Source organism: Stenotrophomonas sp. Pemsol, from assembly GCF_003586545.1.
Taxonomy (GTDB): domain Bacteria; phylum Pseudomonadota; class Gammaproteobacteria; order Xanthomonadales; family Xanthomonadaceae; genus Stenotrophomonas; species Stenotrophomonas sepilia.
The window spans coordinates 200,218-227,148 of sequence record NZ_CP025780.1 but is presented as its reverse complement, the minus strand read 5'-3'; the positions used below and the strand labels follow the sequence as shown (position 1 = coordinate 227,148).

21 protein-coding genes are annotated in these 26,931 nt (G+C 62.9%); 9 read left to right on the top strand and 12 right to left on the bottom strand.

Annotated elements, in window-relative coordinates:
• Positions 1-131: 131 nt before the first annotated feature.
• From PEM_RS01035 to PEM_RS01015, 5 genes are all read left to right on the top strand, one after another.
• Complete coding sequence (locus PEM_RS01035) at positions 132-878, top strand: electron transfer flavoprotein subunit beta/FixA family protein (RefSeq protein ID WP_014035896.1); 747 nt, start codon at positions 132-134, stop codon at positions 876-878.
• Positions 878-1,816: an electron transfer flavoprotein subunit alpha/FixB family protein gene (locus PEM_RS01030; protein WP_111126840.1), complete on the top strand. Its 939-nt coding sequence runs from the start codon at positions 878-880 to the stop codon at positions 1,814-1,816. Before PEM_RS01035 ends, PEM_RS01030 begins: the two co-directional genes overlap by 1 nt.
• Positions 1,817-1,885: 69 nt before the next feature.
• The gene (locus PEM_RS01025; protein ID WP_162911566.1) at positions 1,886-2,281 is read left to right on the top strand and encodes a GtrA family protein; all 396 of its coding nucleotides are present in this window, start codon (positions 1,886-1,888) and stop codon (positions 2,279-2,281) included.
• A gap of 191 nt (positions 2,282-2,472) precedes the next feature.
• On the top strand, positions 2,473-4,695 hold the full coding sequence (locus PEM_RS01020; protein WP_146256611.1) for a hypothetical protein: 2,223 nt from the start codon (positions 2,473-2,475) through the stop codon (positions 4,693-4,695).
• Positions 4,696-4,703: 8 nt separating this feature from the next.
• Positions 4,704-5,702, top strand: a complete 999-nt coding sequence (locus PEM_RS01015; RefSeq protein WP_238378398.1) for a glycosyltransferase family 2 protein — start codon at positions 4,704-4,706, stop codon at positions 5,700-5,702.
• An 82-nt stretch (positions 5,703-5,784) separates the two neighbouring features.
• Here the strand turns inward: PEM_RS01015 and PEM_RS01010 are convergent, their stop codons facing one another.
• The 10 genes from PEM_RS01010 to PEM_RS00965 all read right to left on the bottom strand — a co-directional run bounded on the left by PEM_RS01010 (position 5,785) and on the right by PEM_RS00965 (position 19,404).
• Positions 5,785-8,067 carry a glycosyltransferase family 2 protein gene (locus tag PEM_RS01010; RefSeq protein WP_111126847.1) on the bottom strand — a complete coding sequence of 761 codons (2,283 nt, stop codon included), beginning with the start codon at positions 8,065-8,067 and terminating at the stop codon, positions 5,785-5,787.
• 23 nt (positions 8,068-8,090) lie between these two features.
• Entirely contained in the window at positions 8,091-10,214 is a 2,124-nt protein-coding gene (locus tag PEM_RS01005; RefSeq protein ID WP_146256610.1) for a glycosyltransferase family 2 protein, read from the bottom strand.
• A 59-nt stretch (positions 10,215-10,273) separates the two neighbouring features.
• A complete protein-coding gene (locus PEM_RS01000) occupies positions 10,274-12,439 on the bottom strand; it encodes a class I SAM-dependent methyltransferase (RefSeq protein WP_162911565.1) in 2,166 nt (721 codons plus the stop codon).
• Positions 12,440-12,453: 14 nt separating this feature from the next.
• Positions 12,454-13,794 (bottom strand): ABC transporter ATP-binding protein, encoded by a 1,341-nt coding sequence (locus tag PEM_RS00995; protein ID WP_111126853.1) that lies wholly within the window; start codon positions 13,792-13,794, stop codon positions 12,454-12,456.
• Positions 13,784-14,617, bottom strand: a complete 834-nt coding sequence (locus PEM_RS00990) for an ABC transporter permease (RefSeq protein ID WP_111126855.1) — start codon at positions 14,615-14,617, stop codon at positions 13,784-13,786. Before PEM_RS00990 ends, PEM_RS00995 begins: the two co-directional genes overlap by 11 nt.
• Positions 14,614-15,801: a cystathionine gamma-synthase gene (locus PEM_RS00985; protein ID WP_061480473.1), complete on the bottom strand. Its 1,188-nt coding sequence runs from the start codon at positions 15,799-15,801 to the stop codon at positions 14,614-14,616. Before PEM_RS00985 ends, PEM_RS00990 begins: the two co-directional genes overlap by 4 nt.
• A 124-nt stretch (positions 15,802-15,925) precedes the next feature.
• On the bottom strand, positions 15,926-17,296 hold the full coding sequence (locus PEM_RS00980) for a pyridoxal-phosphate dependent enzyme (RefSeq protein WP_111126857.1): 1,371 nt from the start codon (positions 17,294-17,296) through the stop codon (positions 15,926-15,928).
• A gap of 300 nt (positions 17,297-17,596) precedes the next feature.
• Complete coding sequence (locus tag PEM_RS00975; protein ID WP_005407964.1) at positions 17,597-17,833, bottom strand: YdcH family protein; 237 nt, start codon at positions 17,831-17,833, stop codon at positions 17,597-17,599.
• Between the two features lie 324 nt (positions 17,834-18,157).
• Positions 18,158-19,042: an OmpA family protein gene (locus PEM_RS00970; protein ID WP_080375071.1), complete on the bottom strand. Its 885-nt coding sequence runs from the start codon at positions 19,040-19,042 to the stop codon at positions 18,158-18,160.
• Positions 19,039-19,404 carry a DUF4398 domain-containing protein gene (locus PEM_RS00965; RefSeq protein WP_005415160.1) on the bottom strand — a complete coding sequence of 122 codons (366 nt, stop codon included), beginning with the start codon at positions 19,402-19,404 and terminating at the stop codon, positions 19,039-19,041. The genes PEM_RS00970 and PEM_RS00965 overlap by 4 nt, the downstream gene beginning before the upstream one ends.
• Before the next feature lie 121 nt (positions 19,405-19,525).
• On the opposite strand from PEM_RS00965, the gene PEM_RS00960 reads away from it, so the two are divergent.
• The 3 genes from PEM_RS00960 (at position 19,526) to PEM_RS00950 (ending at position 23,506) form a co-directional block, all read left to right on the top strand.
• Positions 19,526-20,653, top strand: coding sequence for a PilT/PilU family type 4a pilus ATPase (locus PEM_RS00960; RefSeq protein WP_049416904.1), 1,128 nt, complete (start codon positions 19,526-19,528; stop codon positions 20,651-20,653).
• Between the two features lie 128 nt (positions 20,654-20,781).
• Positions 20,782-22,065: a putative DNA modification/repair radical SAM protein gene (locus tag PEM_RS00955; protein WP_095378724.1), complete on the top strand. Its 1,284-nt coding sequence runs from the start codon at positions 20,782-20,784 to the stop codon at positions 22,063-22,065.
• Positions 22,046-23,506 carry a UdgX family uracil-DNA binding protein gene (locus PEM_RS00950; RefSeq protein ID WP_095378727.1) on the top strand — a complete coding sequence of 487 codons (1,461 nt, stop codon included), beginning with the start codon at positions 22,046-22,048 and terminating at the stop codon, positions 23,504-23,506. Before PEM_RS00955 ends, PEM_RS00950 begins: the two co-directional genes overlap by 20 nt.
• A gap of 43 nt (positions 23,507-23,549) precedes the next feature.
• Here PEM_RS00950 and maiA read toward each other — a convergent pair whose 3' ends face one another.
• Positions 23,550-24,218, bottom strand: a complete 669-nt coding sequence (maiA, locus tag PEM_RS00945) for a maleylacetoacetate isomerase (protein ID WP_111129244.1) — start codon at positions 24,216-24,218, stop codon at positions 23,550-23,552.
• Between the two features lie 14 nt (positions 24,219-24,232).
• Entirely contained in the window at positions 24,233-25,222 is a 990-nt protein-coding gene (locus PEM_RS00940; protein ID WP_005415155.1) for a fumarylacetoacetate hydrolase family protein, read from the bottom strand.
• Between the two features lie 693 nt (positions 25,223-25,915).
• Here PEM_RS00940 and PEM_RS00935 point away from each other — a divergent pair.
• On the top strand, positions 25,916-26,830 hold the full coding sequence (locus tag PEM_RS00935) for a transposase (RefSeq protein ID WP_111126928.1): 915 nt from the start codon (positions 25,916-25,918) through the stop codon (positions 26,828-26,830).
• Positions 26,831-26,931 lie beyond the last annotated feature (101 nt).

Sequence of the window (26,931 nt, the reverse complement as noted above, 5' to 3'; positions counted from 1 at the left end):
TGCCGCATTGCAGCATAACCATACGCATTCGCATGGTCGTCTCAAGCCAGCTAGAATCGGGATCCCACCCCCGAACCGGTCGCTGTTGCAGGACCGGACGTTTTCCCCGTTATTGAAGGACCCCGTACCAGATGAAAATCCTCGTCGCGTACAAGCGCGTGGTGGACTACAACGTCCGCATTCAGGTCAAGCCGGACGGTTCCGGCGTGGTCACCGACGGCGTCAAGCTGTCCCCCAACCCCTTCGATGAAATCGCGCTGGAAGAAGCCCTGCGCCTGCGCGACAAGGGCATCGCCAGCGAAGTCGTGGTCGCCACCATTGCTCCGGCCGACGCCCAGGCGCACCTGCGCAACGGCCTGGCCATGGGCGCCAACCGCGCGGTCCATGTGGTCACCGACCAGGCCATCCAGCCGCTGACCGCCGCCCGCACCCTGCTCAAGCTGATCGAGAAGGAACAGCCGGACCTGGTGATCCTCGGCAAGCAGGCCATCGACGACGACGCCAACCAGACCGGCCAGATGCTGGCTACGCTGTGGGGCCGTCCGCAGGCGACCTTCGCCAGCAAGCTGGACATTGCCGACGGCAAGGCCACCGTGACCCGCGAAGTCGACGCCGGTCTGGAAACGCTGGAAGTGGACCTGCCGGCGGTGGTCACCACCGACCTGCGCCTGAACGAGCCGCGCTTCATCAAGCTGCCGGACATCATGAAGGCCAAGGCCAAGCCGCTGGAGACCCTGCAGCTGGCCGACCTCGGCGTTGAAGCCGCCGATACCTTCAAGACCACCCAATACGCTGCACCGTCCAAGCGCAGCAAGGGTGTGATGGTCAAGGACGCGGCCGAACTGGTGGCCGCACTCAAGCAGAAGGGGCTGCTGTAATGAGCAAGATTCTCGTCATCGCCGAACACCACGACGGCAAGCTCAACGCCGCCACCGCCAAAACCGTCAGCGCTGCTGCCGCCATCAGCGGTGCCAGCATCGACGTGCTGGTGCTGGCCGCCGACCCGGCCGCCGTTGCCGCCGAGGCCGCGAAGATCACCGGCGTCGCCAAGGTCCTCACCGTGGCCAACGCTGCCAACGCGCAGCCCATCGCGCAGGTGCTGGCGCCGCAGATCGCGCAGCTGGCCAAGGGCTACACCCACGTGTTCGGCCCATCGACCACCTTCGGCAAGGACCTGATGCCGTGCGTGGCCGCCCTGCTCGGCGTCAACCAGGTCTCCGACCTGATGACCGTCGAAGGCAGCCACACCTTCAAGCGTCCGATCTACGCCGGCAACGCGATCATCACCGTGGAAGCCCCGGCCGACCAGATCGTGGTCGCCACCGTGCGTGCCGCGTCGTGGCCGGAAGCGGCCCAAGGCGGCAGCGCCGCCATTGAAGCGGCCAGCGTCGATGCTGTCCTGCCGACCCACACCCGCTTCGTCGGCCTCGCCGCGGGTGCCAGCGACCGCCCGGACCTGCAGAGCGCCAAGCGCGTGGTCTCCGGTGGCCGTGGCGTCGGTTCGGAAGAGAACTTCAAGGTGATCTTCCAGCTGGCCGACAAGCTCGGTGCCGCCGTCGGTGCCTCGCGTGCCGCGGTCGATGCCGGCTACGTGCCCAGCGACCTGCAGGTGGGCCAGACCGGCAAGATCATCGCCCCGGAGCTGTATGTGGCCGTGGGTATCAGCGGTGCGATCCAGCATCTGACCGGCATCAAGGATGCCGGCACGATCGTGGCGATCAACAAGGATCCGGATTCGCCGATCTTTGAGATTGCCGATATCGGTCTGGTGGGGGATCTGTTTGCGATCCTGCCGGAGCTGGAACGCGCGCTTTAACCAGGACGTGCTATAGATCCGAGGTGGGGCCCGCGTCGGCCCCACCCTTTCACCTTCAAGGCACTGACATTGGCTTCTCGTCCGATACGGTTTCTATTGTCTGGCGGCTCCGCTGCAGCAACGGAGTACTTTGCTTTCGCACTTCTGTACTCTTCACTGGTGCCTGGCCACCTCGTCCTGAGCCAGACTGTGAGTTTTCTAGCAGGCTTCGTTGTCAGCTTCGGGTTGAACCGCATATGGGTGTTCAACAGCAAGGGCAGGTGGTGGCACGACCTGCTCAAGTACAGCGTGCTGGCTGCGGTCAACCTCGTGCTTGGAAATGCCATGATCTGGGTCCTCGCCGGGCCAGCTTCGCTGCCACCGCTGCTGGCGAAGCTCCTTGTCATGTGCATGATCGCCATCTGGAACTATGTAATTTTCTCCCGGATCGTTTTCCGTGCAGTTGATGATGCCGTAGAGAACTGAATCCGGCGGCACGAGGATGCGGCCGGAGATTTCGCACCGGGAGTCCACCGATAGTGCCTCAAACCTGGGAGGACGGGGAGAGCTTCGTAGACGTAGACTCTGCGGCGCGCAGGGCACTCATCCGGTTCAGGAGCCGGTAAACTTGTTGGCTTCCGACGCGTGCGTCGGCCAACCACGCAAGGACACGACCCGTGACGCATTTGCCATCAATCTTTGATGACACCCCCATGGCCCATGCGGGGCGCATCGGAAGAATCCTGCGCCAATGGTCGGTAGTCGCGGTCGCCCTAGCCTGCGTGCTCTACGTGGGTCTAGCGATCACACCATCTTCGTATGGCGCAGCCTTCGGCCTTCTGGGACTTGAACCAGAAGGGTTACTGCTGGGCATCCCACGTGGCATCCGCTCAGATGAGTGGATGGTTTACACCCCCTATGTCCAGATCGCGGTAGCCAATGGGCTTGATACGGTCAACTCCCATTCTCCTTATCATGAAACGTTACGATCTTTCCAAGCTTTGCCCATTCTGGACTGGGGAATGCTGTTCAAGCCTTACCACTGGGGCTTCCTGTTCCTGCCTCCAGCCAATGCCTATTCGCTTTACTTCTTGTCCATGTCGATGGGGTTCCTCGTTGGCTGGTCATTGTTTCTGCGCCTACTGCGCGCACCTGCTTGCGCCTCGGTGCTGATCGCCACCGCGCTCTATTTCTCCCCGTTTGTACAGGTATGGTGGACAAGCAATGCAGGGGCGTTTGCTTTAGCTCCTTGGGTCGCCGTTGCCTGGCTGTACTTCGACAGACGCATTCTGCGCATTGCAGCAAGCGCATATGCGCTCGCCGTCTGGATGCTTTCATGCGCTTACCCTCCGTTTCTATACAGCGCAACGTTCGCCATGGCGTTGCTCGTGTTGACCTTCCGACGCGACAAGCTCAGCTGGAGCCGGCTCTTTGACGCGAGCGTTGCCGGCACACTCGCACTCGCTCTCTTTATCGGTTATTTCCATGCCTTGATAGACGTGATGCAGAACACCATCTATCCAGGTCGCCGGGAGAGTACGGGAGGAGGCGTGGAGTGGGCGAAATTGCTTGCCCACCTCACGCCGTCGATCACGACCCATCGCTACGAGCCGTTGGACACCTTCGCCAACAGCAATGCCTGCGAGATCGCCGTGCTGTCGACGCTTCTCCCTCTCTACGCAGCAACACTCATAAAGCGCGATGTGTTCAAGCTCTGGGTTGCCCAGAATCAGGGCAGTATCCTGATACTTGTTTCTGGGCTTGTTTTTCTGGGAGGCTGGATATTCCTCCCAGTCTCACCGGCCATCGGAAAGATCACGGGTCTTTTCATGGTGCCACCTGCACGCGCCTTGCTCGGCTTCGGGTTGCTCCTGAATATCGCAAGTGCGGTCGTCCTCGCCAGATGTGGCGTCACGCTGTCAGCTACCAGGTTCCTGATACTGGGACTATTTACGCTCATGGGCAGCGTCACCAAGCTTGTCTATGCTCCAAATGGCATGCACGGTCTTTTCAGCTGGATGGACGCAGTGCCCTATTTCTGTCTGCTGCTTCTGATCGTCGGCGCGCGGATCGTGCAACATCCCTCCAAACGTCTGCACGGCGTCCTTCTCGTTGCGCTGCTCGGTAACATTGTCAGCTACGGCTTGTTCAATCCCTTACAGTCGGCCAAACCGATCTTCGCGATGAACAAGGACAGGATTGAAGGATTCCTCAGGCAGTCAGGTGCTGAGCAAGATGCACACGGCACATGGGTCGCCCGCGGCCACTTCGGTGCACTCATCGCTGGCGCAGGAATTCCCGCCGTCAACCATGTCCTTTACTACCCCCAGTTCGCCTACTTCCGGAAACACTTCCCCAACATGCCGGAGGAGGAGTTCAATCTGGTTTTCAACCGTTATGCTCATATCTCGGTAGGCGACGGGCCCAGACCACAGATTATCGGCGCTGACCATGTGGAAGTACCAATGGCGGCGATGCTGGGACGGGCGGAAGTTGGCGGCGATGTCCCAGTCATTGAGATCGTTGCCAACAGACCAGTCACAGCCGACCCGAGCTTGCCCATCGGCCATGTGGATTCGGTAAGCCCGTGGGAGAACCACTCAGTCACATTACAGGGTTGGATCAAGGCCGCTTCGAACAGTGGCACGAAGATTCGCATATGGACCTCATCCCAGGCAACAAGCGCCTCACTGGCCATCATCGCGCGTCCCGACGTGGCCACTGCAGTCGATCCTAGGCTCCTGAACTCAGGAATACGCTTGACCCTCTCCGTACAGCCGGAAGCAAACCAGACCGAGTTGTGCATTCTGGTAGAAGAAAGTACTGGAAGTATCTCCACGGTCCGATTCCCGAACGGCGATACGGCCTGTACGCGGCTTGCAGCTCAACCACTTCAATAGAGTCCAGAATGACCATGATCCTGCCCGAGCACCCCAATGTCGCAATGCGCGTCGCAGTTGTAATCCCGTGCTACAAAGTTAAACGACACGTTCTGGGAGTCATTGCTGCTATCGACCAACGCGTGGAGCGAATCTACTGTGTGGACGACGCCTGCCCGGAAGAGAGCGGCAATTACATCCAGACGGCTACCACTGATTCTCGGGTCGTGATACTGAAGCACAGTGAGAATCAAGGCGTCGGCGGCGCCGTAATGACAGGCTATCGCGCTGCAATCGCAGATCAGATGGATATCATCGTCAAGATCGATGGGGATGGACAGATGGACCCCTCCCTGCTCCCCGATTTCATCGCACCAATCATTGCGGGGGAGGCGGACTACACTAAAGGCAATAGGTTCTGGGAACTCTCGCAGATCCGCCAGATGCCGTTGCTTCGCCGAATTGGAAACCTCGGCCTTTCATTCATGGCGAAAGCGTCTTCCGGCTATTGGGACATCTTCGATCCGACTAATGGCTACACGGCCATTCACGCAAATGTGGCCAGCCATCTGCCGATGAACTCCATAAGTCGACGCTACTTCTTTGAAACAGACCTTCTCTTCAGGTTGAACACCCTGCGGGCTGTGGTTAAGGATGTTCCAATGGATGCTCGTTATGCCGACGAAGAGAGCAATCTGAAGGTTAGTCGCGTTGTCGGCGAGTTCGCCTTCAAGCATGCACGTAACCTCCTCAAGCGGATCGGATACAACTATTTCCTGCGCGACCTTCCGATCGCAGCGCTTGAACTTCTAGCAAGCGGACTTCTTCTGCCATTCGGCCTGCTGTTCGGAATGTATCACTGGCACCAATCGTCCACAGCTGACACAGCGACTCCTGTCGGAACCATCATGCTTTCGATTGTCGCAGTGACGACGGGCCTGCAGTTCCTTTTGGCGTTCCTTGGCTATGACATCGCCAGCGTCCCGCGCAACCCGCTTCATAGATCCATCAAACGCAGAGCACAGTGAATCTGACCTGGCACAGGACCACTCTAGCCCAGTCTTTTAGTCTGATGTCCCTTCTGTGAAAAGAAGGGACGATAAGCCTATCTCAGTACGCCGGAGCCCGCGGCGGGTAAGAAAGCGTAAACGGCGTCGATTCTACCGTCAGGTTGACGTTGTAATAGGGATCTTGGAGCAGTTGCATGCCCCAGCGCTCCTTCATGAATGCCTCTTCACGCTTGAAACGCGCGATCTTGGACGGGGTCGTCTCGTAACCACGAGACGCCGACTCATGATGGTAAAGCTCGGCGAAAGGCGTCCACAGATTGCGGTAGCCCGCCTGGCGAACGCGCAGGCAGAAATCAACATCGTTGAACGCTACTTCCAGCCCCTCATCCAGGCCAGACACCTGTTCGAACACATCCCTGCGCACCACCGCGCACGCGGCAGTGACAGCACTCAGGCTCTGCACCAGTCCGCCGCGATGCTTGTCACCCGGCCAACCACGCGGCATGCCGACGTAGCAGTGACCGGCGACGCCTCCAATTCCCAGGATGACGCCTGCATGCTGAATCGTGTCATTGGGGTAATACAGCATCGCCCCGACCACGCCGATTTCCGCCCGCAGCGCGTGGGACACCATTTCCTCGAGCCAACCGGGGGTGATCACCTCGATATCGTTGTTCAGCAGCCCAAGCACGCTACCGCGCGCGTGGCGCGCGCCTGCATTGTTGATGGCCGAATAGTTGAACGGATGTGGATAGTGCAGCACGCGTACCCGACCATCACGTTGGATCTCAGCGAAGTACGCCTTCGATTCCGCCTCCTGTGAATCATTGTCAATGACAAGAATCTCGAAATTCGGGTAGGTGGTCAGCTTCAGGATCGAGTCAACGCACTGCTTCAGCAGGTCGATACGATCGCGCGTTGGAATCAGCAGTGTCACCAGCGGCGCAGGCTCCGGCAGCGGATAGGCAATGCGGAAATAGCCACTATAGGACGGCATTTCCAGCACTTTAGCCCCCCCCCCCATCCTATCCAGATGCCCCTGCACGCTTCGCTGCGCAGCGTGATGCGCATAGGACTTCTCGCCCGGCGCCATCGCGGTCGAGCCCTCGATCATCCGCCAGTGATAGAGTACTTTGGGCACATGGCCGACTTCGGCCGTTGACAGACGCTCGGTCATGCGCAGTACCAGATCCCAGTCCTGCGCGCCTTCCAGGCCTAGAGTGAAACCACCGGCTGCCCGTATCAATTCAGCGCGGCAGATGGTCAGATGGCAGACACAGTTCTGCGAAAGGAAAAGATCCGGGTTCCAGTCCGACTTGAAGTAGGGGTCGGAGCGCCGACCGTGTTTGTCGATCTTATCCTCGTCGGTAAACAGCATTTTCCATGCAGGGTTTACCTCGAATGCATGCATGCACTCCAGCAGTGCCATCGGGTGAAGCTCGTCGTCATGATCCAGCAGGGCAACATACTCGCCACTGGCCATCTGCAATGCAGTATTGGACGCGGCCGAGATGTGGCCGTTCTCCTGCCGTACCTCATAACGGATGCGCGCATCCAGCGCGGCATACTCCTGCAGGACTCGCGCAACATGTTCGGCCGTGGATGCATCATCGGCAAGACACAATTCCCAGTGCGGGTAAACCTGAGCACGCACGCTTTCAATGCAACGCCGCAACCATTCTTCAGGCGTGTTGTAGGTGGGTACCAGTATTGAAACGACCGGCTTGGATTTCAGTGCAGCGAGCAACGTCGCGCCCTGCGCATCAAATGCCTCACCACGGGCATCGTAGAACTCCTGCCAGACCTCATAGTCGGAGAATTCACCGGCCGAATTGCGGTTTGCGTACTTCATGTACAGACGTTCGGCCATACCCCGCCGCCCGTAGCGCAGGAAGTCCAGCGTAGTTCTGGCGTACAGGCGCATGCGGCTGAGCTCGGTTTCGCGTTCCGCCGCCAGTGCCTGCAGCATCATGCGCAGTGCTTCGACGCGCCCAAGCCTGCGCAGGCGCAGGTCGCTCAGCTCGAAATCCATCGGCGCCACGGAGGGATCGAAGCGCAAGCGGGACATCGTGGTAGCAAAGCGGATGACTACATCAAACCGCACCCGCTGGCCCTGAGGCGCAGTAAAGGGAAGCTCGACGCGATCATGTTCGGCCAGCACCTCGCCGTAAGCCGGATACAGCCGTGGTGCATGCAGCCGCCCGCGCAATACCGTTATCGTGCCGCTGAACGCATACCAGCCGCCTAAAAGTGCACCGCCTTCCCAGGAGAGCTCGAACTGGGGATCACTGCCATACGCATGCCAGACGTCTCCAAGCTGCTCCCGGGATTGGAGCAGCTGGATCTGATGTGCGGGTCGAAGGGTCAAAGGTAGGATCGACATACGTTCTCTGGCAATTCTGCCTGTCAAGCAGGCAGGGACGAAACGGGGGTTGCCGCGAATGCGGCACGCGCAACACGCTGTGCATGGCGGAGCGGATCAGTTCCAAAACCGGGGGGGGATAGACTCGCGCCCGGGCTGTAGGCAGGATCTGACTCGAGTGTTTCCAACCAGCGTGAACGCATAGTAACTACCTCTGCAGCAAAGCGCGCCTGTTTTTCAGGGTTATCCTCGCTGCCGCGGCTTGCCGACTCGTGATGGACGGCAACGGCATGGGGAGTCCATGCATTGATCCATCCTGCAGCGCCGATCCGCAGGCAGAAATCAACGTCATTGAAGGCCACGGCAAGTGACTCGTCCAAGCCGGAAACTGCATCGAAAACCTGCCGGCGGACCGCCAGGCACGCCGCCGTAACAGCAGAATAGTGCTGAAGCACTTCGGCACGACCATATTCGGCGCGTGTGCGAGGTGCAGCGTGGGGGAACGCATGCGCCGCCACGCCGCCGATCCCCAACAGGACACCCGCATGTTGCAGGTGACCGTCGGGATAGAGGAGCTTGGCGCCGACTGCGCCGATCTCCGGCTGCACCGCCAGCCCAACCATCGTCTTCAACCACGACGCATCGATGATCTCGATATCGTTGTTGAGCAGGACAACAACTTCAGCGCATCCTTTGCCGACGGCAAAATTGTTGATCGCCGAATAATTGAAGGGCAGATCATAGCGGTGCACGGATACACGCTCATCGCCACCTATCTCGTTCAGATAGCTGAGCGTCTCCTGCTCCACAGAGCCATTATCCACTACGTGCACATGGAGGCTGGGATAGTCGGTCCGCTCAAGCAGAGTCGAGAGGCACATCCTGAGCAGATCGACGCGATCCCTTGTGGGGATGATGATATCCACCGACGGCCATGTCGATACGTGAGGTAGATACCTCAGACTGCCACCTGCCGTTGCTTCCACGCGATGCAGGCATCGGCGGGATTCGAAGAATCTCTGCCATACCGCGGCCATTTCCGCGGCCGCGTGGCCCGCAGCCATCATCGGCGCACAGTTCGGTCCTGGCGCGGCTGCAACATGCCGCAGAACATGCGGGATATGCACGGGCAGGCGTTCGTGCTCGGTGCTGTTGGAGAGTTCGACAAGCACACCGAACCACCCGGATTGGTCAGCAACCCGCAGGACGTCGGGGCAAAGCGCCTGGCGCCGTACAAAGGCCGACTGGCCAAGATAGTCCTGTTCGAAGAATCTTAGGCGGTCAAATGCAGGCTTTCGCCACGGCTGCGCCCGCCCGCCATCAGCAAGGGAAACGTCCTCGTCGGTGTAGGCAATTGGCGCTGCCGGGAAACGCAGAGCAACCTGGGCCAGTAGTGATGGCAGGTGTCGATGCAGGCGGTCGCCGCTGCGCAGGCAACCGATCCACTGCCCTTTTGCCTCTCCCAGGCACGCCGCCAGCGCACGCCCCCCCACCCTGATCACCTGGACCTCCGCACTATCGAAGCGCAGCAGGGAGGCTTCAGTGAATGCGTTGGCAGGATCCTCCACCAACAACGTCAGCCACGGCATATCCAGTGCTGCGCCGCGACCAACGCCCGACGCCAGTGCGTCCAGCAGTCGGTCCTGACGATCACACCACAAGCCGTAGGCGGATCGCCCCGTCTCACGTGCCAACGGAGTGCGCGCAAGCACGCTTTCGATGTGCGCCACATCCGGCGGGTTGCCATAGCCCCAGGCCGCCGTCGATGCGGCCAATGCTGGGTCGTATTCCAGCTGCGGCGCCAGCAACGCGTCCATGGCCAGCCATCGCGCCTCCAGCGGTTGCACCGGGGTCACTGTCAATCCGCCGAGGCGGAACTTGGCCGGGCAAGTCGAAGGATCGAAGCGCAGTGCGATCAGAGGAGCCGTTATGTGAACCAGCTGATCCAATCGCCCGCGCCCCAGGTCAGGGAACAAGTCCACCCGCGTGTCCTCGCTGATGCCCTCGCCAAAATCGGGGTACAGGCACGGTCGCTCGATCCGTCCATCGATCTCAGCAAAGTCAGCTTGGACACGGTACCACCCTGGCTGTAGCGGGAAAGCCCAATGGTCCAGGACGAACTGCGGATCAGAACCGCCTGCCACCCACACCGAGCCATCCTCGAGCACCAGATCGTGAAGCGCCCTGGGATCGAAGCGGAATTTCGCAGGTCTGCGTCGGTGCGGTATCACCGACGCCCTCCCCACCAGCTCCTCTTGCGGTCAGCCATGAGCAGCTGCACGGCATCACGCAGCTCGTTCTGCGATTGAACCAGGTTTTGCACAGTCTGCTCCAAGCTCCGCATGACCTCTTGGCGACGCTCGTCCTGGAGGCTGCCGATGAGATCATCGGCAAGCGCGCGATGCTCTGCGCTCCAGTGGCGCATGGATTCCTCCGCGCGGTCGTCGGTTGCGACCAGTCGCGCATGCAACGCCTGCTGACCGGCGGAGATATGCTGGACCTGCGCGCTGATGCCCTGCATGGCTGGACTCAACCCAGCTTGCATGCTACCCACTACATCGTGCAGCGCCGCCAGCGAGGCATACATGTTGATCATGTGCTGCGAGGACAGATTGAACGAGTGCTGCAGCCCGTCAAGCTTGGCCAGCACGTCGTTTGATGGCTCTGTCAGGGCCGCTGCGGCCATAAGGCGGGGAACGGGCGCCTCCAGCATACCCTCCAGCGCTTCCCGCTGGTCCTTGCCAGTGGCTTCAAGCTGGAAATGGATCTCGTCCAGTATGGCCGCGTCCACGACCGCAGCGCCCGCAGGATCATTGAGGACCTGCGAAATCAGATGCGCCAGCCACTCACGAACCGAACAAGCTGGCGCATCGGCGTCCATTGGGGCTACGGGCGTGCCGCCGTAGGTGAACAACAATGCGCGAGTCAGCAACCAGCCCAACGTCGGGGCCCGCACTGACCATTCGCGGTCGAAATAGGTGATCTCTCCCGTCACGGAGCGCATCAGATTGGACGGCGTCGCGTCGACAAAGTCATCGGGAAGCAAGTCCCCTGCAGTCGGCCATTGCGGGCTCGTTGAAGTGCCCTGTTGCTCCAGCAGGTTGCGCAGCGCCTGAACGTAATCGGCTACGAGAGCGACCATTTGCTCCATCCGCCAACCCGGGCTAGTGAGCAGCGCGCGCCACTCATCAACCACCAAGTTGCCCTGCAGATAGTCCGATGAGTCACAGACAACCAGCTTCACGTTCCCAGCATCGCTCATCGTTTCGTTGGTCAGCGCCATCGATTCGACGCGCACGCCATTCGGCCCGTCGACGAAGCACGTCTGGCGGGCGAAACGAGCCACCCGCTGCGTGCTGAAGTGCCATGCAAGGACTGCAGGGGTCTGGGCTTCGATGGATTCGGCCGATGCTTCAACCAGGAAGGAGTTCGCCAGATCAAGCGACAACCCGTTGCTGGACACCTGCGGCCAGACTCGCTGTAGGTTGAAGGTGGTCGGCGTCAACTGTGGGTCCCGGCGAACCGCCTGTGACAGCAGTGGCGCGATATCAAAGTGCTGACGCGGCACTGCGAGCGCACGCCCGGACAAGATGGTGGCGGGCACTTTATAGTCAGGCAGCGGCACCAGGAACTCACGCGCGGCAAAGCCGGCCTGCACAAGCAGGTCATCAAGCTCCATACGCCCGTACGTTCTGGGGCCTTTTTCCGGGTACCGGTTCTCGACGCCCACCATTGGCACGCCAAGATGATCTTCCGGAGCGCCGGCGAGGTACTTCAGACCCAGTTTGTTCTCGATTGCCAGGATAAGGCGCCCGCCCGGCTTAAGCAGTCCGCGGACCCGCTGCAGCATGTCCACGGCAGGGTTGTCACTGTCGGAGAACAGGCTGGCATATTCCAGCACGCCGATGAGCGTCACCACATCGAAGCGTTCGGCCAGCTTGAGATCCTGGAAACGCTCGGCAAGCACCTGCACGTTCCGCAGGTCTCGGGTCCGCTCGCGGGCAATCGTCGCGCGCCGCTGGGAACCCTCAAGTGCAAGTACTTCCGCCCCCGTCTCGCCTAGGTAACGGGTGACCGCGCCACAGCCTGCACCGATTTCCAGGACATGCGCACCGGGCACCAGGAATGATGCAAATGGCCTCAGCAGATTCGCACGCTCGGTGGACAGGTGGTATCGCGAGGGCCAGTCACGGCAAGCAGCCGCGAGTTCGGACGAGAACACGCTGACGTCCCGTGCGCCACGCAATGTTTCCAGCAGCAGGTTTTCCGCGCCATCTCCGTCACTGTAGTCAATGCTGCCAAAGCCTGGCGAATACCACACCCTGCTTTCCGGATCCAACTGGTAGCCTGCAGCGTGCAGTGCGTGCTGAGGGTTCACTGGTGTATCGGTCATATCTGTACTCGATTTCATGGCAGACCTGCCTCCACTGGCAACGACAACTGCATTCCCAGGTCGCTGAATCCGAAGAATCTGGCCTGCATTACCTTGATGTGGATACTGTCGTAACGCCGATCGTGTGGAACGACATCCTCCTCGCCACGACTGGCGAGACCAACGGAGATGAAGTAGTCCCCATCGGCCAATGCGCAGCGGAAGGCAACCTGCACATCGACGCTGGTACCTGCCCTGCCCGCCTGCGTGAAATCGGGCAGCGGTTGGTACTCGGTGTTGGTGCCATAGGCCACCACGCCCTCCGCATTCTTGACCGTCACGCCAAGAATCGGTCGGTGCACATCACGCTCGAAGTGGATGCGCAGGGCCAGGGTGAGGTCAGTTCCCGATTCGATTACGGCCGGATACAGCGTGGTAGGCGAACGCAGGTCGAAATCGACGATGCGTGCGGCACCATCACCCCAACGAAACTCGTGGGGATTGTAATTGGCCCGCTGCTCGTAACCCTGCTGCGCGCCACTGAAGGCCTTTTGCTGCAACAACGCGGCTTCCTCCGTCTGCCCGGACCCAACAGCCGAAGACGGATCATTTGTTCCAAACAGCAGGTTGTAGTAAGCATTGACGACGTGCTTCGGCTTGCCAGTCTGCTGCACTCGCCCACCATCAATCAAAAGCGCACGGTCGCAGTGCTGCACAATCTGGTCCGCCGAATGGCTGACCAGCAGGATGGACGCTCCGTCTTCCTTCAGCTGGCTCAGCCGTGCGAAGCACTTTGCCTGGAACTTTGCATCACCCACCGAGAGCGCCTCATCGACGATCAGCAGCTGTGGGTTGACCTGGGCTTGGACGGCGAATGCCAGACGCACCACCATGCCACTGGAGTAATTGCGGATTGGCTGGTCGATGAAGGCTCCGATATCAGCAAATCCCAGAATGCGGTCGAGGCTTTCATCCACCTCCGCTTTGGAGAGGCCGAGAATGGCGGCGTTGAGGTACACATTTTCCCGGCCAGTGAAGTCCGCGTTGAAGCCGCTCCCGAGTTCAAGCAGCGCAGCAACCCGCCCCTTCACCGCAATGCTGCCTTCGGTGGGAGTCAAGGTACCTGCAATCATCTGCAGGAAGGTCGATTTACCGGACCCATTGCGACCAATCAACCCCACTGTCTCGCCCCGTGCCAGATGCAGGTCAGCGCCGCGCAGGGCCCAGAATTCCTGGTAGTAGCGCCGGTGCCCGCCAGTCAGCCCCTGCAGGAGCCGGTGCGATGGGCGCTCGTACACGTGGTAGCACTTGCCCACGCCGGTCGCATCGACGATGAGCTCGGAGCTGGACGACTGCGTAGCCAATTCAGAGGACATCGGCAAACCCCCGACGGGTTTTCTGGAACACGGCATAGCCCATGAAAGCAAAGATGGTTGCACCGACCGTATAAGTGGCCAATCCAATCCAATCAGGCTGGCGCCCCCAGAAAGCTACATCACGCGCTTCATTGATGATGAAGGTGAGGGGATTGAGCATGAACACGAACTGGTACTTGGACGGCAACGTTTCCACAGGAACGATGGCCGAGGAAAGGAACAGCATCGCCGTCGCCAGCACCCCGGTAATCTGGGTGATGTCGCGGAGGAAGACGCTTAACGACGACAGCAGCCAGCCCACGCCCAGCAGACCGATGGCCAGCGGCGCGTATACAAAGGGAAGGAACAGCACCGTGGCATGCAGTTCACCGCGCACCACCAAGTTCAGCACCAAAAACACGATGGTGTTGGTAAACGCATGGAACAGCGCGGAAAGCACCATGGTCCACGGCAGCACCTGCAGCGGGAACACAATCCGCTTGACCAGATTTGTATTGCCAGTAATGAGGGTGGGCGCGCGTGTCAGGCATTCGGCGAAGAATCCGTGGACGATCAAACCCACGAACAGCAACATAGCGAAATCAGCAATGTTGCCGCTGGCGCCCGGCCACCGTGACTTCAGAATATAGCCGAAGGCCAGCGTGTAGATGATCAGCATCAGGAACGGGCTGATCAGCGACCACAACAGGCCAAAGCTGGCGCCGCGGTAGCGACCGAGGATGTCACGGCGTGCCAGCTCCCAGGTCAGGCTGCGGTGGCGCAGCAATGCATCCAGCGGCCCGGTGAGGCGGATCGCGGTGATGGCTTGCTGTGACTCGCTCATGCGCTTGCCACCGCTACCAGCGCCCTTTCCAGATCCACCTGCAGATCCCCCAGTTCCTCCACCCCCACGCTCAGCCGCACCAGTGCATCACTGATCCCCAGCTGCTCCCGACGCGCCACCGGGATCGAGGCATGCGTCATCACCGCCGGATGGTTGACCAGGCTTTCCACACCGCCCAGCGACTCGGCCAGGGTGAACAGTTCGGTCTTCTCGCAGAAGCGCTTGGCGGCCTCGAAACCACCCTTCAGCACGATCGAGACGATGCCGCCGTAGCCGGCCATCTGCTTGCCGGCCAGCTCATGCTGCGGGTGAGACGGCAGGCCCGGGTAGATCACCTTCTCCACCGCCGGGTGCTTTTCCAGCCACTGCGCCAGCGCCAGCGCGTTGGCGCAGTGCGCCTTCATGCGCAGCGGCAGGGTCTTCAGGCCACGCAGGGCCAGGAAGCTGTCGAACGGGCCCTGCACGCCACCCACCGAGTTCTGCAGGAACGCCATCTGTTCGGCCAGTTCGGCGTTGTCACCGACCACGACCATGCCACCGACCATGTCCGAATGGCCGTTGAGGTACTTGGTGGCCGAATGCAGGACCAGGTCTGCACCCAGTTCCAGCGGGCGCTGCAGCATCGGCGAGGCGAAGGTGTTGTCCACCACCACGATCAGGCCATGGCGCTTGGCGATGGCAGCGACCGCGGCGATGTCCACGATCTTCAGCATCGGGTTGGTCGGGGTTTCAATCCAGACCATCTTCGTCTTCGGCGTGATCGAGGCTTCAAAGGCCGCCAGATCGGTCAGGTCGACGAAGCTGAAGTCCAGCCCGGCGGTACGGCGGCGCACGCGCTCGAACAGGCGGAAGCTGCCGCCGTAGATGTCGTCCATCGCCACCACGTGGCTGCCGGCGTCCAGCAGCTCGATCACCGTCGAGCTGGCCGCCATGCCCGAGGCGAAGGCGAAGCCACGGGTGCCGCCTTCCAGCGAGGCCACGCAGCGCTCATAGGCAAAGCGCGTCGGGTTGTGGGTACGCGAGTACTCGAAGCCCTGATGCTCGCCAGGGCTGGACTGGGCATAGGTCGAGGTGGCGTAGATCGGCGGCATCACCGCGCCGGTGCTGGGATCGGGCGACTGGCCGCCATGGATGGCCAGCGTGGCCAGGGCCAGCGCGCGGTCGGGCGAAGAGGAGTTGGACATGTGGTTTCCTGAATGGCGCCGACGTGCGGCGCCGTCAAAGGATCGGGAGTCTATCAGCGCAGCCTTAACGAGCTTTGACGCGAATAAACCGGAATTCAGCGGTGAACGGCAGCGATCAGCGGTTTTACTGCACGCGACGGCGCAGATAGTTCAGCAGGTCGATGCGGGTGATCAGGCCGAGGAAGGCGTCACCGTCCATCACGATCGCCACCTGCCCGCGGTCGAACACCGGCAGCAGGGCCTCGATCGGCGACTTCACGTCCAGCCGGTCCAGCTTGCTGACCATCGCGGTGGCCACGGTGTCGCGGAAGCGCGCTTCGTCACCATAGACATGCAGCAGCACGTCGCTTTCATCGACGATGCCGACCAGCTGGTCACCGTCCATCACCGGCAGCTGCGACACGTCATACAGCTTCATGCGCTGGTAGGCGGTGGTCAACAGGTCGTTCGGGCCGATCACCACCGTGTCGCGCTGGCCGTACGGACGCAGGATCAGGTCGCGCAGGTCACCGTGCTGCGGGCGCTGCAGGAAGCCGTTGTCCAGCATCCAGTAGTCGTTGTACATCTTCGACAGGTACTTGTTGCCGGTATCGCAGACCAGCACCAGCACCTTCTTCGGCGTGGTCTGCTCCTTGCAGTACTTCAGTGCCGCGGCCAGCAGGGTGCCGGTGGACGAACCGCCGAGGATGCCTTCCTTGCCCAGCAGCTCGCGCGCGGTGTGGAAACTCTCGGCATCGGTGATGGCATAGGCCTTCTTGACACGGCTGAAGTCGGAGATCGAGGGCAGGAAGTCCTCGCCGATGCCTTCCACCAGCCAGCTGCCGGACTTGTCGTTGAGGTTGCCCTCGTTGATGTACTCGGCCAGGATCGAGCCGACCGGATCGGCCAGCACCAGCTCGGTCTTCGGCGACAGCGTGGCGAACGCGCGCGACAGGCCGGTCATGGTGCCGGAACTGCCGCAGCCGAACACGATGGCGTCCAGATCGCCGCCCATCTGCTCGAGGATCTCCGGGCCGGTACCGAATTCATGCGCGGCCGGGTTGTCCGGGTTGCCGAACTGGTTGATGAAGTAGGCACCCGGGGTCTGCTCGGCGATGGTCTTGGCCAGGTCCTGGTAGTACTCGGGATGGCCCTTGGCGACGTCCGAACGGGTCAGGCGCACTTCGGCGCCCATCGCCTTCAGGTTGAAGATCTTCTCGCGGCTCATCTTGTCGGGAACGACGAGGATCAGCTTGTAGCCCTTCTGCTGGGCCACCAGTGCCAGGCCCAGGCCGGTGTTGCCGGCAGTGCCCTCAACCAGGGTCGCGCCCGGCTTCAGGTCACCCCGCTGCTCCGCTGCCTCGATCATCGACAGGCCGATGCGATCCTTGATCGAACCGCCCGGGTTGGCGCTCTCGAGCTTCAGGTAAAGCTCGCAGACGCCGGTGTCCAGGCGCTGGGCCTTGACGATCGGGGTCTGGCCGATGAGTTCGAGGACGGAAGAATGGATGGGCATTCGGAGGACTTTCGATTCGCGCCACGCAGGGCCGGACCGATGATTATCCGACGGATGGCGCTGAATGTCAGGTCGGCGCGGGCATGCCGCCCGCCGTCCCGTAGAGGGATGCGGACGGCCCCGGGTCGACGAGGAGACCGGTACCGCCCGCATCGGTGAGTTGTGCCTGCAGGCCAAGGCACCACCGCCTGTGGTGCCTTGGCGCGGCCGCCTCATCGGCGGTGCCGCGATGCCGGGGCAGGAGCGCCCGGCCGGGCCATCGATGGCCGGGTCACGCCGTTCCGGGCGTGACGGGGTGCGTCAAAGCGTGGGGGACGTCGTTGGGAGCGGTGTTTCGTACATTCGCAGAAGTCGTTGCTTGGCCAGCAGCTTCTCGCGCTTCATGCGACCCAGGGTGACATCATCGATCGGGAGTACACCCAGCTCCGCGTCCATGCACTTCTTGTTCAACTTGCGGTGCTGGTCATGGAGTGCCCTGAACTCCGGATCACGCGCGCGACGTGCGTCGATCTCGCTCTGGGGCTGATCTTCAAACATGATGGACCTCCTTCGACAGATACACGAACGCCCCGGCCGCAAGGCACGGGGCGTTGTTCATGGAGGAGTGCCGGCCGATGGCCACCTGGACGCCTGCAACGACCTGCGGCACTGGCCTGCGCACGTGGATCTGCTGCGGTTCGCGCCCTGCTTGCATCGGCCCGGCCCTCCCATCGTCCGGTCCGCGGCATTGCGTCCCGGACGATTGACCCTACGCCTGCTCAAGGCGGGGTACAAGACCCCTGCGTCAAAAAGACCGAACCCCGCCGGGGCGGGGTTCAGGCTGAATGCTCATCGCAACGAAAAACAAACAATATCAATGCATTACGGCGCGATGATGACCTCGGCCGAGCGCGCCCGGGTGGACGCAGCCTTCTTGCCGCTGACCTGGATCCGGTTGCTGGCGACACCACCCGCGACCAGGGCGTCGCGCAGCGCTTCGGCACGCTTCTGGCCCACGCCGTTGGCACTGTCGTAGGCCTCGATGCGCAGGCGCCCCTTCTTGCCGATGTTCAGGTACTCGGCCAGGGCCTTGGCCTGGTTGCGGGCGCCCCCCGACAGGCTGGAGGCGCCTGCGGCGAACGCGTCACCACCGAAGGTGAAGACCTCACCGCGAGCGTCGAACTTCGAACCGGGCAGCTTCTGCCCGGACACCAGCTCGGCTTCCTCCCGGGCCAGCCTGGCAGCGTTCTGCTGGGCAGCGCTCAGACGCTGCTGCTGCTTGCCGGCCACGCTGGTCAGGGCATTCTCGGCGTCCTGGCGGGCCAGGGTCTCGGCCTCGGCCGCCTGGCGCAGGCGTTCGGCCTCCTCGGCCTGCATCTGCGCCTGCATGCGCAGCTGCTCGGCTTCCTGGCGGGCACGGGCGGCATCGCGGCGGCTGGCCTCGATCAGCAGGTCGCTGCGGGTACGCTCCAGGCGGTCGACCTCGCGCGCGGCCAGCGCGGTGCGCACGGCGGTCTCGGCAATCTCCACCCGACGCTCGGCCAGGTACGTGGCCAGCTCCTGGTCGCGACGCTTGGCCTTGTCCAGGGTGGCGATGGCCTGCTGCGCCTGCATGCGCTCGAAGGCGCCCAGCTCAGCGGTATCGGGGTTGGCCTGGATGGCCATCAGGCGCTGGCTCAGCTGCGCCACCATCGGGTTGTCGGCGGCCGTGGCCAGGGTCGGCAGCGCCAGCAGCGCGGCCAGGGTTGCGGCGGTCATCGGCTTCACCGGCGGTCCTCCCCGGTCGACAGCTGGCGCTGCAGCTGGTTGACCTCGTTGCGGCGCAGCTGCAGCTGCGCGGTGACGGTGGCTTCCTCACTGCGGACGCGGGCCAGGTCGGCATCGGCGGCGGCGCGCAGGGCCATCGCCGGGGCGTTCTTGCGCTCGCGGCGGTCGCCGGCGGCGCGCTGGGCCTGCTCCAGCCCCTGCCGGGCCAGCCCGATCAGGTCCGGGGCGTACTGGTCGGCATCGGCCTGGGTGGCCTTGTCGACCGCCTGCCGGGCCTGCGCCAGTTCCAGGGCAGCGTCCTGCGCCCAGGCGGGGGCAGACAGTGCGAATGCAAACGCCATCACATACAGGCCATGGCGCATTCGTGCGAAGCTAAGTCGTTTCATTGGGGAGGCCGTACCGGTTGTCGGTTCACGGCCATTGTCGTCAAGCCGACACCGTGCTGGCAACGGGCGTCGGCCGTTTCGTTGGGGAAAATTCGCAATGGATATCGGCTACTTCCTGAAGCTGATGACCGAAAAGAACGCTTCGGACATGTTTCTGACCACCGGGGCACCGGTCTACATCAAGATCGAAGGGAAGCTCTATCCGCTGGGCAACACCGGCCTGCCGCCGGGCATGGTCAAGAAGATCGCCTACTCGCTGATGGACGAAGGCCAGGTGCCGCAGTTCGAGCGCGAGCTGGAGCTCAACATGGCCATCGCGCTGCCCGATGCCGGGCGCTTCCGCGTCAACGTGTTCAAGCAGCGGGGCGAGGTCGGCATGGTCATCCGCGCCATCCGCAGCCGGATTCCGAGCATCGAGGAGCTGAACCTGCCGCAGGTGCTGAAGGACGTCATCATGACCCCGCGCGGGCTGGTGCTGGTGGTGGGGTCCACCGGTTCCGGCAAGTCCACCTCGCTGGCGTCGATGATCGACCACCGCAACAGCACAACCACCGGTCACATCCTCACCATCGAGGATCCGATCGAGTACCTGCACAAGCACAAGATGTCGATCGTCAACCAGCGCGAGGTCGGCCTGGACACCCACGCCTTCCACAACGCGCTGAAGAACGCGATGCGTGAAGCGCCGGACGTGATCCTGATCGGCGAGATCCTGGATGCGGAAACGATGGAGGCGGCGATCGCCTTCGCCGAGACCGGCCACCTGTGCCTGGCCACCCTGCACTCCAACAACGCCGACCAGACCATCGAGCGCATCCTCAACTTCTTCCCGGAAAGCGCGCACAAGAACGTGCTGATGAACCTGGCGCTGAACCTGCGTGCGGTGATCAGCCAGCGCCTGGTGAAGAACAAGGAGGGCCGTCGCCTGCCGGCCACCGAGGTACTGATCAACACGCCGATGATCCGCGACCTGCTGCGCCGCGGCCAGGTGCACGAGATCAAGGCGGCGATGGAAGCCTCGCTGGAAGAAGGCATGGAGAGCTTCGACCAGTGCCTGTTCCGGCTGGCCAAGGCCGGCACCATCGAGCAGGAGGAAGCGCTGCGCGCGGCCGATTCGCGCGATGGCCTGGCCCTGAAGTTCCGCCTGTCCGAAGGCAGTAGCGGCGAGCACGACCCGTACGCCGATTTCTCGGCAGGCGCACCCAGCATCACCCACGGCTTCTGATCCCACGAAAAAGGGGACGGAGGGGATTAAGTCGTTTGTGCACTTGCGACTTTATCCCCCGTCCCCTTTTTCTGAAGAATTCAGGGGCGGTCTCATCCAATGAGACCCCTCATCCGTAGGTTTCCTCAATGGAAACCATCCGCAAGCTGGCCATTCTGGCTGATGCCGCCAAGTACGATGCCTCCTGCGCCTCCAGCGGCTCGGGCAAGCGCGATTCGCGCGCCAGCGGCGGTATCGGCAGCACCGAGGGCATGGGCATCTGCCACAGCTACACGCCCGATGGCCGCTGTGTTTCGTTGCTGAAGATCCTGCTGACCAACTTCTGCGTCTACGACTGCGCCTATTGCGTGAACCGGGTTTCCAGCAACGTGCCCCGTGCACGTTTCAGCGTGGATGAGGTGGTCACGCTCACCCTGGACTTCTACAAGCGCAACTACATCGAGGGCCTGTTCCTGTCCAGCGGCATCATCCGCAATGCGGACTACACCATGGAACAGATGGTGGAAGTCGCCCGGCAACTGCGCGAAGAACACCGCTACGCCGGCTACATCCACCTCAAGACCATTCCCGAGGCCTCGCCGGAACTGCTGGCCAGTGCCGGGCGCTATGCCGACCGCCTGTCCATCAACGTGGAACTGCCCACCGAAGCCGGCCTGAGCGCCTTGGCGCCGGAGAAGACGGTTCATTCCATCCGTGGCGCGATGGGGGAATTGCGCTGGCGCATCGAGGAAGCCAAGGAAGCTCGCAAGGCCCCCGCAGCGGTGGCACCGACGGCCAGCCGCAGCACTCGCCCGCGCCCTCCCCGTTTCGCACCGGCCGGGCAGAGCACCCAGATGATCGTCGGCGCGGACGGGGCAAACGACCAGCAGATCCTGGCCAGCGCCGACAGCCTGTACGGCAACTACCGCATGCGCCGGGTCTACTACTCCGCGTTCAGCCCGATTCCGGACGCCAGCCGGCAGCTGCCACTGCAGCCGCCACCGTTGCAGCGCGAACATCGCCTTTACCAGGCTGACTGGCTGCTGCGCTTCTACGGGTACGGCGTGGATGAGATTACCGATACCACCCAGGACGGCATGCTCGACCTGGATATCGACCCGAAGATGGCCTGGGCAATCCGCCATCCCGAGCGCTTTCCGGTCGATCTGAACCGGGCACCGAAGGAGATGCTGCTGCGCGTGCCCGGCCTTGGCGTGCGCAACGTCACGCGCGTGCTGATGGCACGCCGTCACGGGCGGCTGCGCGTGGCCGACATCGCACGCCTGAAGGCACCGATGAGCAAGCTGCTGCCGTTCGTGCTGCTGGCCGACCATCACCCGCGCAAAGCACTGGACGATCCGGCGGCGCTGCGCGCGCAGCTGGCCCCGCCGCCGCGACAGGGTTCGCTGTTCGATGCCCCGTCCGCGGCCTGACGCGCAGCGCTGGTCGCTGCGGGTGGATCCGCCATGGTCGCTGGAGGCCTGGCGCAGCGGTGCGCGCGAAGCCCTGCTGCGCGGCGTCGCGCCGGAGCAGCTGGACTGGCTCGAGGGCAGCGACGCATCACTGCTGGACGCGCCAGCGGTCACCTCGGCGCCCGCACAGGCCGACGCTGGCGCACCGACGGTACCGCGCGACTTCCTGGAGCTGGCGGACACCTGCCTGTGCCATCGCGACGGACAACGCATGGCCCTCCTGTACCGGTTGCTGTGGCGCATCGCCCATGGCGAACGCTCGGTGCTGTCAAACCCTGCCGATGCCGACGTACTGAGGGCGATGGCCATGGCCCAGGCGGTCCGCCGCGACACGCACAAGATGAAGGCATTCGTGCGCTTCCGCGAAGTGCCGGGCCAGCCTGATGCGTTCATCGCCTGGTTCGAGCCACAGCACCACATCGTCGACCGGGTCGCGCCGTTCTTCGCGCGCCGCTTCACCGGCATGCGCTGGGCCATCCTCACGCCTTCGCGCAGTGCCTCCTGGGATGGGCAGGCGCTTGCCTTCGGCCCCGGTGCACGACGCGAGGATGCCCCGGCCGAGGATGCACGCGAGTCGCTGTGGCAGACCTATTACGCCAGCATTTTCAATCCGGCCCGGCTCAACACGCGGATGATGATGCAGGAGATGCCGGCCAAGTACTGGCGCCACCTGCCTGAAGCCCGATTGCTGCCTCGCCTGGTACGCGACGCCGCCGACCGCGTGCAGGAAATGCATGACCGTCCCGCGCAGGCACCGCAACGCAGGATTCCGCTGCGAGCGAACCCTCCGGCATCGGCAGCCGAAGCCAGCAGCCTGGACAATCTGCGCGGGCAGGCCAGCGCCTGCCGCCAGTGCCCGTTGTGGGAGCAGGCCACGCAGACCGTATTCGGACAGGGGCCGGCAGGGGCCGGGGTGATGCTGGTCGGAGAGCAACCCGGTGACACCGAAGATCTGCGTGGGCAGCCATTTGCAGGACCTGCCGGCCAGGTGCTGGACCGCGCATTGGCGGAACTGGGGATCGATCGCGCCACGCTGTACCTCACCAACGCGGTGAAGCACTTCCACCATGAACGGCGCGGCAAGGTGCGGCTGCACAAGCGGCCGGAGAGCCGTCACATCCAGGCCTGCCGGCCCTGGCTGATGGGTGAGATCGCGCGCGTGCGGCCCCAGGTGATCGTGTGCCTCGGCGCGACAGCGGCAGCCTCGGTGTTCGGCCATGATTTCGACCTCTCGCGTGACCGCGGGCGCTGGCACACCCTCGAGGACGGCACGCGCGGCTACGCCACGGTGCACCCGGCATGGGTGCTGCGACAGACCGACGATGCCCGCCGCGAGGAGGCCTACCGGTTGTTCCGCGATGACCTGGCCCGATTGCAACAGAAAGGGGACGGAGGGGATTAAGTCGTAAGTGCATATACGACTTAATCCCCTCCGTCCCCTTTTTTCAGGCGGCGTCGAGCTGGTGTTCCGGGCGTGCGCGGTCGAAGGCGTCCAGCGCCTGGCAGGCCGCTTCGATGCGGCGCAGGGTCGGGTACGGTGCCAGGTCCAGGCCGAAGCGGTGGGCGTTGTACAGCTGCGGCAACAGGCAGATGTCGGCCAGGCCAGGGCGGTCGCCGTGGCAGAAGGTGCCGGTGTCGCGGCTGTTGGCCAGCATCGCTTCCATCGCGTCAAAGCCCTCGGCGATCCAGTGCAGGGTCCACTGCGTGCGGGTGTCGGCAGGCAGCTGCAGGTCGCGTTCCAGGTACTGCATCACCCGCAGGTTGTTGATCGGATGGATATCGCAGGCCACAAGCTGCGCCAGCGCCCGCACCCGTGCGCGGCCCGCAGCGTCGGCCGGCAGCAGCGGCACCTGTGGGAAGCGCTCTTCCAGGTACTCGATGATCGCCAGCGACTGGGTCAGCGTGTGCCCATCATGCAGCAGGGTCGGCACCAGCTGCTGCGGATTGAGCGCGCGATAAGCCTCATGGTGCTGCTCGCCACCGTCGCGCACGAGATGCACCGGCCGCGCCTCCCAGGCCAGGCCCTTCAGCTCCAGGCCGATGCGCACGCGGTAGGCGGCGCTGGATCGCCAGTAGGTGTACAGCACGATGCCGTCGTCGACCGGGATCCCCATCGCCGCCTCCATGCTCAGGGCTTGGCCGCCTGTTCGATGCGCTGCTCGATCGCACCGAAGATGCTGTTGCCGGCAGCATCGAGCATCTCGATGCGGACCACGTCGCCGAAGGACATGAACGGCGTGCTCGGCTTGCCATCACGCAGGGTCTCGACCACGCGCTGCTCGGCGAAGCACGAGGCACCCTTGCTGGTGTCTTCGTTGGCGATGGTGCCCGAGCCGACAATGGTGCCGGCACCCAGCGGGCGGGTCTTGGCCGCATGCGCGACCAGCTGGGCGAAGTTGAACTGCATGTCCACGCCCGCCTCCGGCGCACCGAACCACTGGCCGTTGATGTGGGTCAGCAACGGCAGGTGCACCTTGCTGTCCTGCCACGCAGCGCCCAGCTCATCGGGGGTGACGAACACCGGCGACAGCGCCGAACGCGGCTTGGACTGCAGGAAGCCGAAGCCCTTGGCCAGCTCGCCCGGGATCAGGTTGCGCAGCGAGACATCGTTGACCAGGCCGACCAGCTGGATGTGGCTGGCGGCCTGTTCCGGGGTGGCCGCCATCGGCACGTCGTCGGTGATCACCACGATCTCCGCTTCCAGGTCGATGCCGTAGTCCTCGCTGACCACCTTGACCGCATCGCGCGGGCCGTAGAAGCCTGCGCTGGTGGCCTGGTACATCAGCGGGTCGGTATAGAAGCTCTCCGGCACCTCGGCACCGCGGGCGCGGCGCACGCGCTCGACGTGCGGCAGGTAGGCGCTGCCATCGACGAACTCATAGGCACGCGGCATCGGTGCGGCCAGCGCCTGCGGATCGAGGTCGAACACGCCATCGGCGTCGCCAGCGTTGAGCGATTCGTACAGGGCGTTCAGGCGCGGTGCGATGTGGCTCCAGTCCTCCAGGGCCTGCTGCAGGGTGGCGGCGATGCCGGTGGCGCGCACGCCGTGGCGCAGGTCACGCGAGACGACGATCAGGGTGCCGTCGCGGCCGCCTTCCTTCAAAGAACCAAGCTTCATGGGTGGGTGTCCGGAGTCGTGGGCAAACAAGTTTCAAGTGTAATCAAATCTGCGGCGGCGCCAAGCTGCAGCGCGGCATCGGCCCACCCTACCGCAGTGAGGGTTCGGCAGGGTTGCACCCTGCACCCGCTTCAAGCCAAGGCAACAGCCGATGCAACAGCAACAGCGGACATTCCGTGGGATGGCGAGGCACTGTGGGTTTGCGGGGACGCGGTAAACCCATCCATGGGGGCTTGGTCGCGGCATCCATGCCGCTCACACCCCGCAAACCCACAGTGCCCCGCCTTCGACAGTAGGCCGGTGACCAGTAGATCCACGCCATGCGTGGATGAAATCTGTCAGATATCGAATGAAATTCCGGGGTCAGATCCGTTTTCCTGCGGAAAACGGATCTGACCCCATGCCATTCCGACAGATCGCAGGAAACTGTCGAAGGCGGGGTGGGTCCGGTGGCGGGAGTGTCCGCGGCATGGATGCCGCGAGCCTTATCTGATGGAAATCTGTCAGCGTAGGTGTCGAGAGCCGGCGTGGGCCGCCGTACGAGCCTGGATCTCGACGATCGCCATGTAGCTTGGCGCCCACACCGGATTCTCCCTTGATCCGCCCGAACAGTTGCTGGAGCTGACACTCGAAGCGATAAGACTGGGCAAGCGGGGGAGCTCTCGACCCTTCCAGACTATACGGAGTCGGGCAATGAACGGGATCGGGATCGATGTGAGCAAGCGCCGACTGGATATCGGCACGACAGACGGCGAGACTGTGCAGGTCAGCAATAGCCCCTCTGGCTATGCTGAATTGAGCACTTGGTTGAGCACGCGGCCGGCCATTCAGATCGTTCTGGAAGCCACTGGCGGCTATGAGCAGACTGTCCTGGACTTTCTTCACAAGGCCGGCCATCCGGTGATCCGCGCCAACGCCCTGCGGGCGCGTAGACTGGCTCAGGGGCTGGGTAAAGTGGCCAAGACGGACCGCTTGGATGCTCTTGTATTGGCGCAGATGGCCGCACTGGTGGAACTGCCTTCCTATCAGCCACTGGAGCCCTGGCAGCGGAAACTGCGCGAGTTTGTGCGGGCGCGTCGACAAACGATGCAGGCACTGACCGTAGCCCGCCAACAGCAGGAAATGGTGACTGACCGCGAGCTACGCCGGCAGATGCAAGGCAACATCATTCGCCTGCAGACACTGGTCGAGCGACTGGGGAAGCAGATCTCTGAACAGGTCGCGCAGCAGCCCCAACTGGCAGTGCTGAAGTCGATGAAAGGGGTTGGCCCGGCATTGCAGGCGGTGCTGGCCAGCTACCTGCCTGAGCTGGGTCAGATCAGCGGAAAAGCCATTGCCAGCCTGGTCGGCGTGGCGCCGATCTCCCACGACAGCGGGGCCATGCGAGGGAGGCGAAGCATCCACGGTGGCAGGGCCGAGATCCGCCAGGTGCTCTACATGTCGGCCATGTCGGCCATGCGACATGAGCCACGATTGCGGGACTTTTACCGGTCGCTGCGGGCCCGCGGCAAGGAAGGGAAAGTGGCCATCGTGGCGGTGATGCGGAAGATGCTGGTGATTCTCAACGCCCGCGTGCGTGACGCTCAAGGCGGATCGATCCCCGCCTGAAGCCAGCCTGCGCGTGCCCCAAAAGGCTGCCGGCCAGCGGCCGGCACTACCGTGCCCGTCTCATGGAGGGGCCAGGCCCCTCCGTCAACACAGTTGCTACA

Bases quoted from the DNA above. Each gene is read 5' to 3' on its own strand.
- PEM_RS01035 (WP_014035896.1), top strand. From the start codon at position 132: ATGAAAATCCTCGTCGCGTACAAGCGCGTGGTGGACTACAACGTCCGC.
- PEM_RS01030 (WP_111126840.1), top strand. From the start codon at position 878: ATGAGCAAGATTCTCGTCATCGCCGAACACCACGACGGCAAGCTCAAC.
- PEM_RS01015 (WP_238378398.1), top strand. From the start codon at position 4,704: ATGACCATGATCCTGCCCGAGCACCCCAATGTCGCAATGCGCGTCGCA.
- PEM_RS01010 (WP_111126847.1), bottom strand. From the start codon at position 8,067: ATGTCGATCCTACCTTTGACCCTTCGACCCGCACATCAGATCCAGCTG.
- PEM_RS01000 (WP_162911565.1), bottom strand. From the start codon at position 12,439: ATGACCGATACACCAGTGAACCCTCAGCACGCACTGCACGCTGCAGGC.
- PEM_RS00995 (WP_111126853.1), bottom strand. From the start codon at position 13,794: ATGTCCTCTGAATTGGCTACGCAGTCGTCCAGCTCCGAGCTCATCGTC.
- PEM_RS00990 (WP_111126855.1), bottom strand. From the start codon at position 14,617: ATGAGCGAGTCACAGCAAGCCATCACCGCGATCCGCCTCACCGGGCCG.
- PEM_RS00985 (WP_061480473.1), bottom strand. From the start codon at position 15,801: ATGTCCAACTCCTCTTCGCCCGACCGCGCGCTGGCCCTGGCCACGCTG.
- PEM_RS00980 (WP_111126857.1), bottom strand. From the start codon at position 17,296: ATGCCCATCCATTCTTCCGTCCTCGAACTCATCGGCCAGACCCCGATC.
- PEM_RS00975 (WP_005407964.1), bottom strand. From the start codon at position 17,833: ATGTTTGAAGATCAGCCCCAGAGCGAGATCGACGCACGTCGCGCGCGT.
- PEM_RS00965 (WP_005415160.1), bottom strand. From the start codon at position 19,404: ATGCGCCATGGCCTGTATGTGATGGCGTTTGCATTCGCACTGTCTGCC.
- PEM_RS00960 (WP_049416904.1), top strand. From the start codon at position 19,526: ATGGATATCGGCTACTTCCTGAAGCTGATGACCGAAAAGAACGCTTCG.
- PEM_RS00955 (WP_095378724.1), top strand. From the start codon at position 20,782: ATGGAAACCATCCGCAAGCTGGCCATTCTGGCTGATGCCGCCAAGTAC.
- PEM_RS00950 (WP_095378727.1), top strand. From the start codon at position 22,046: ATGCCCCGTCCGCGGCCTGACGCGCAGCGCTGGTCGCTGCGGGTGGAT.
- maiA (WP_111129244.1), bottom strand. From the start codon at position 24,218: ATGGGGATCCCGGTCGACGACGGCATCGTGCTGTACACCTACTGGCGA.
- PEM_RS00940 (WP_005415155.1), bottom strand. From the start codon at position 25,222: ATGAAGCTTGGTTCTTTGAAGGAAGGCGGCCGCGACGGCACCCTGATC.
- PEM_RS00935 (WP_111126928.1), top strand. From the start codon at position 25,916: ATGAACGGGATCGGGATCGATGTGAGCAAGCGCCGACTGGATATCGGC.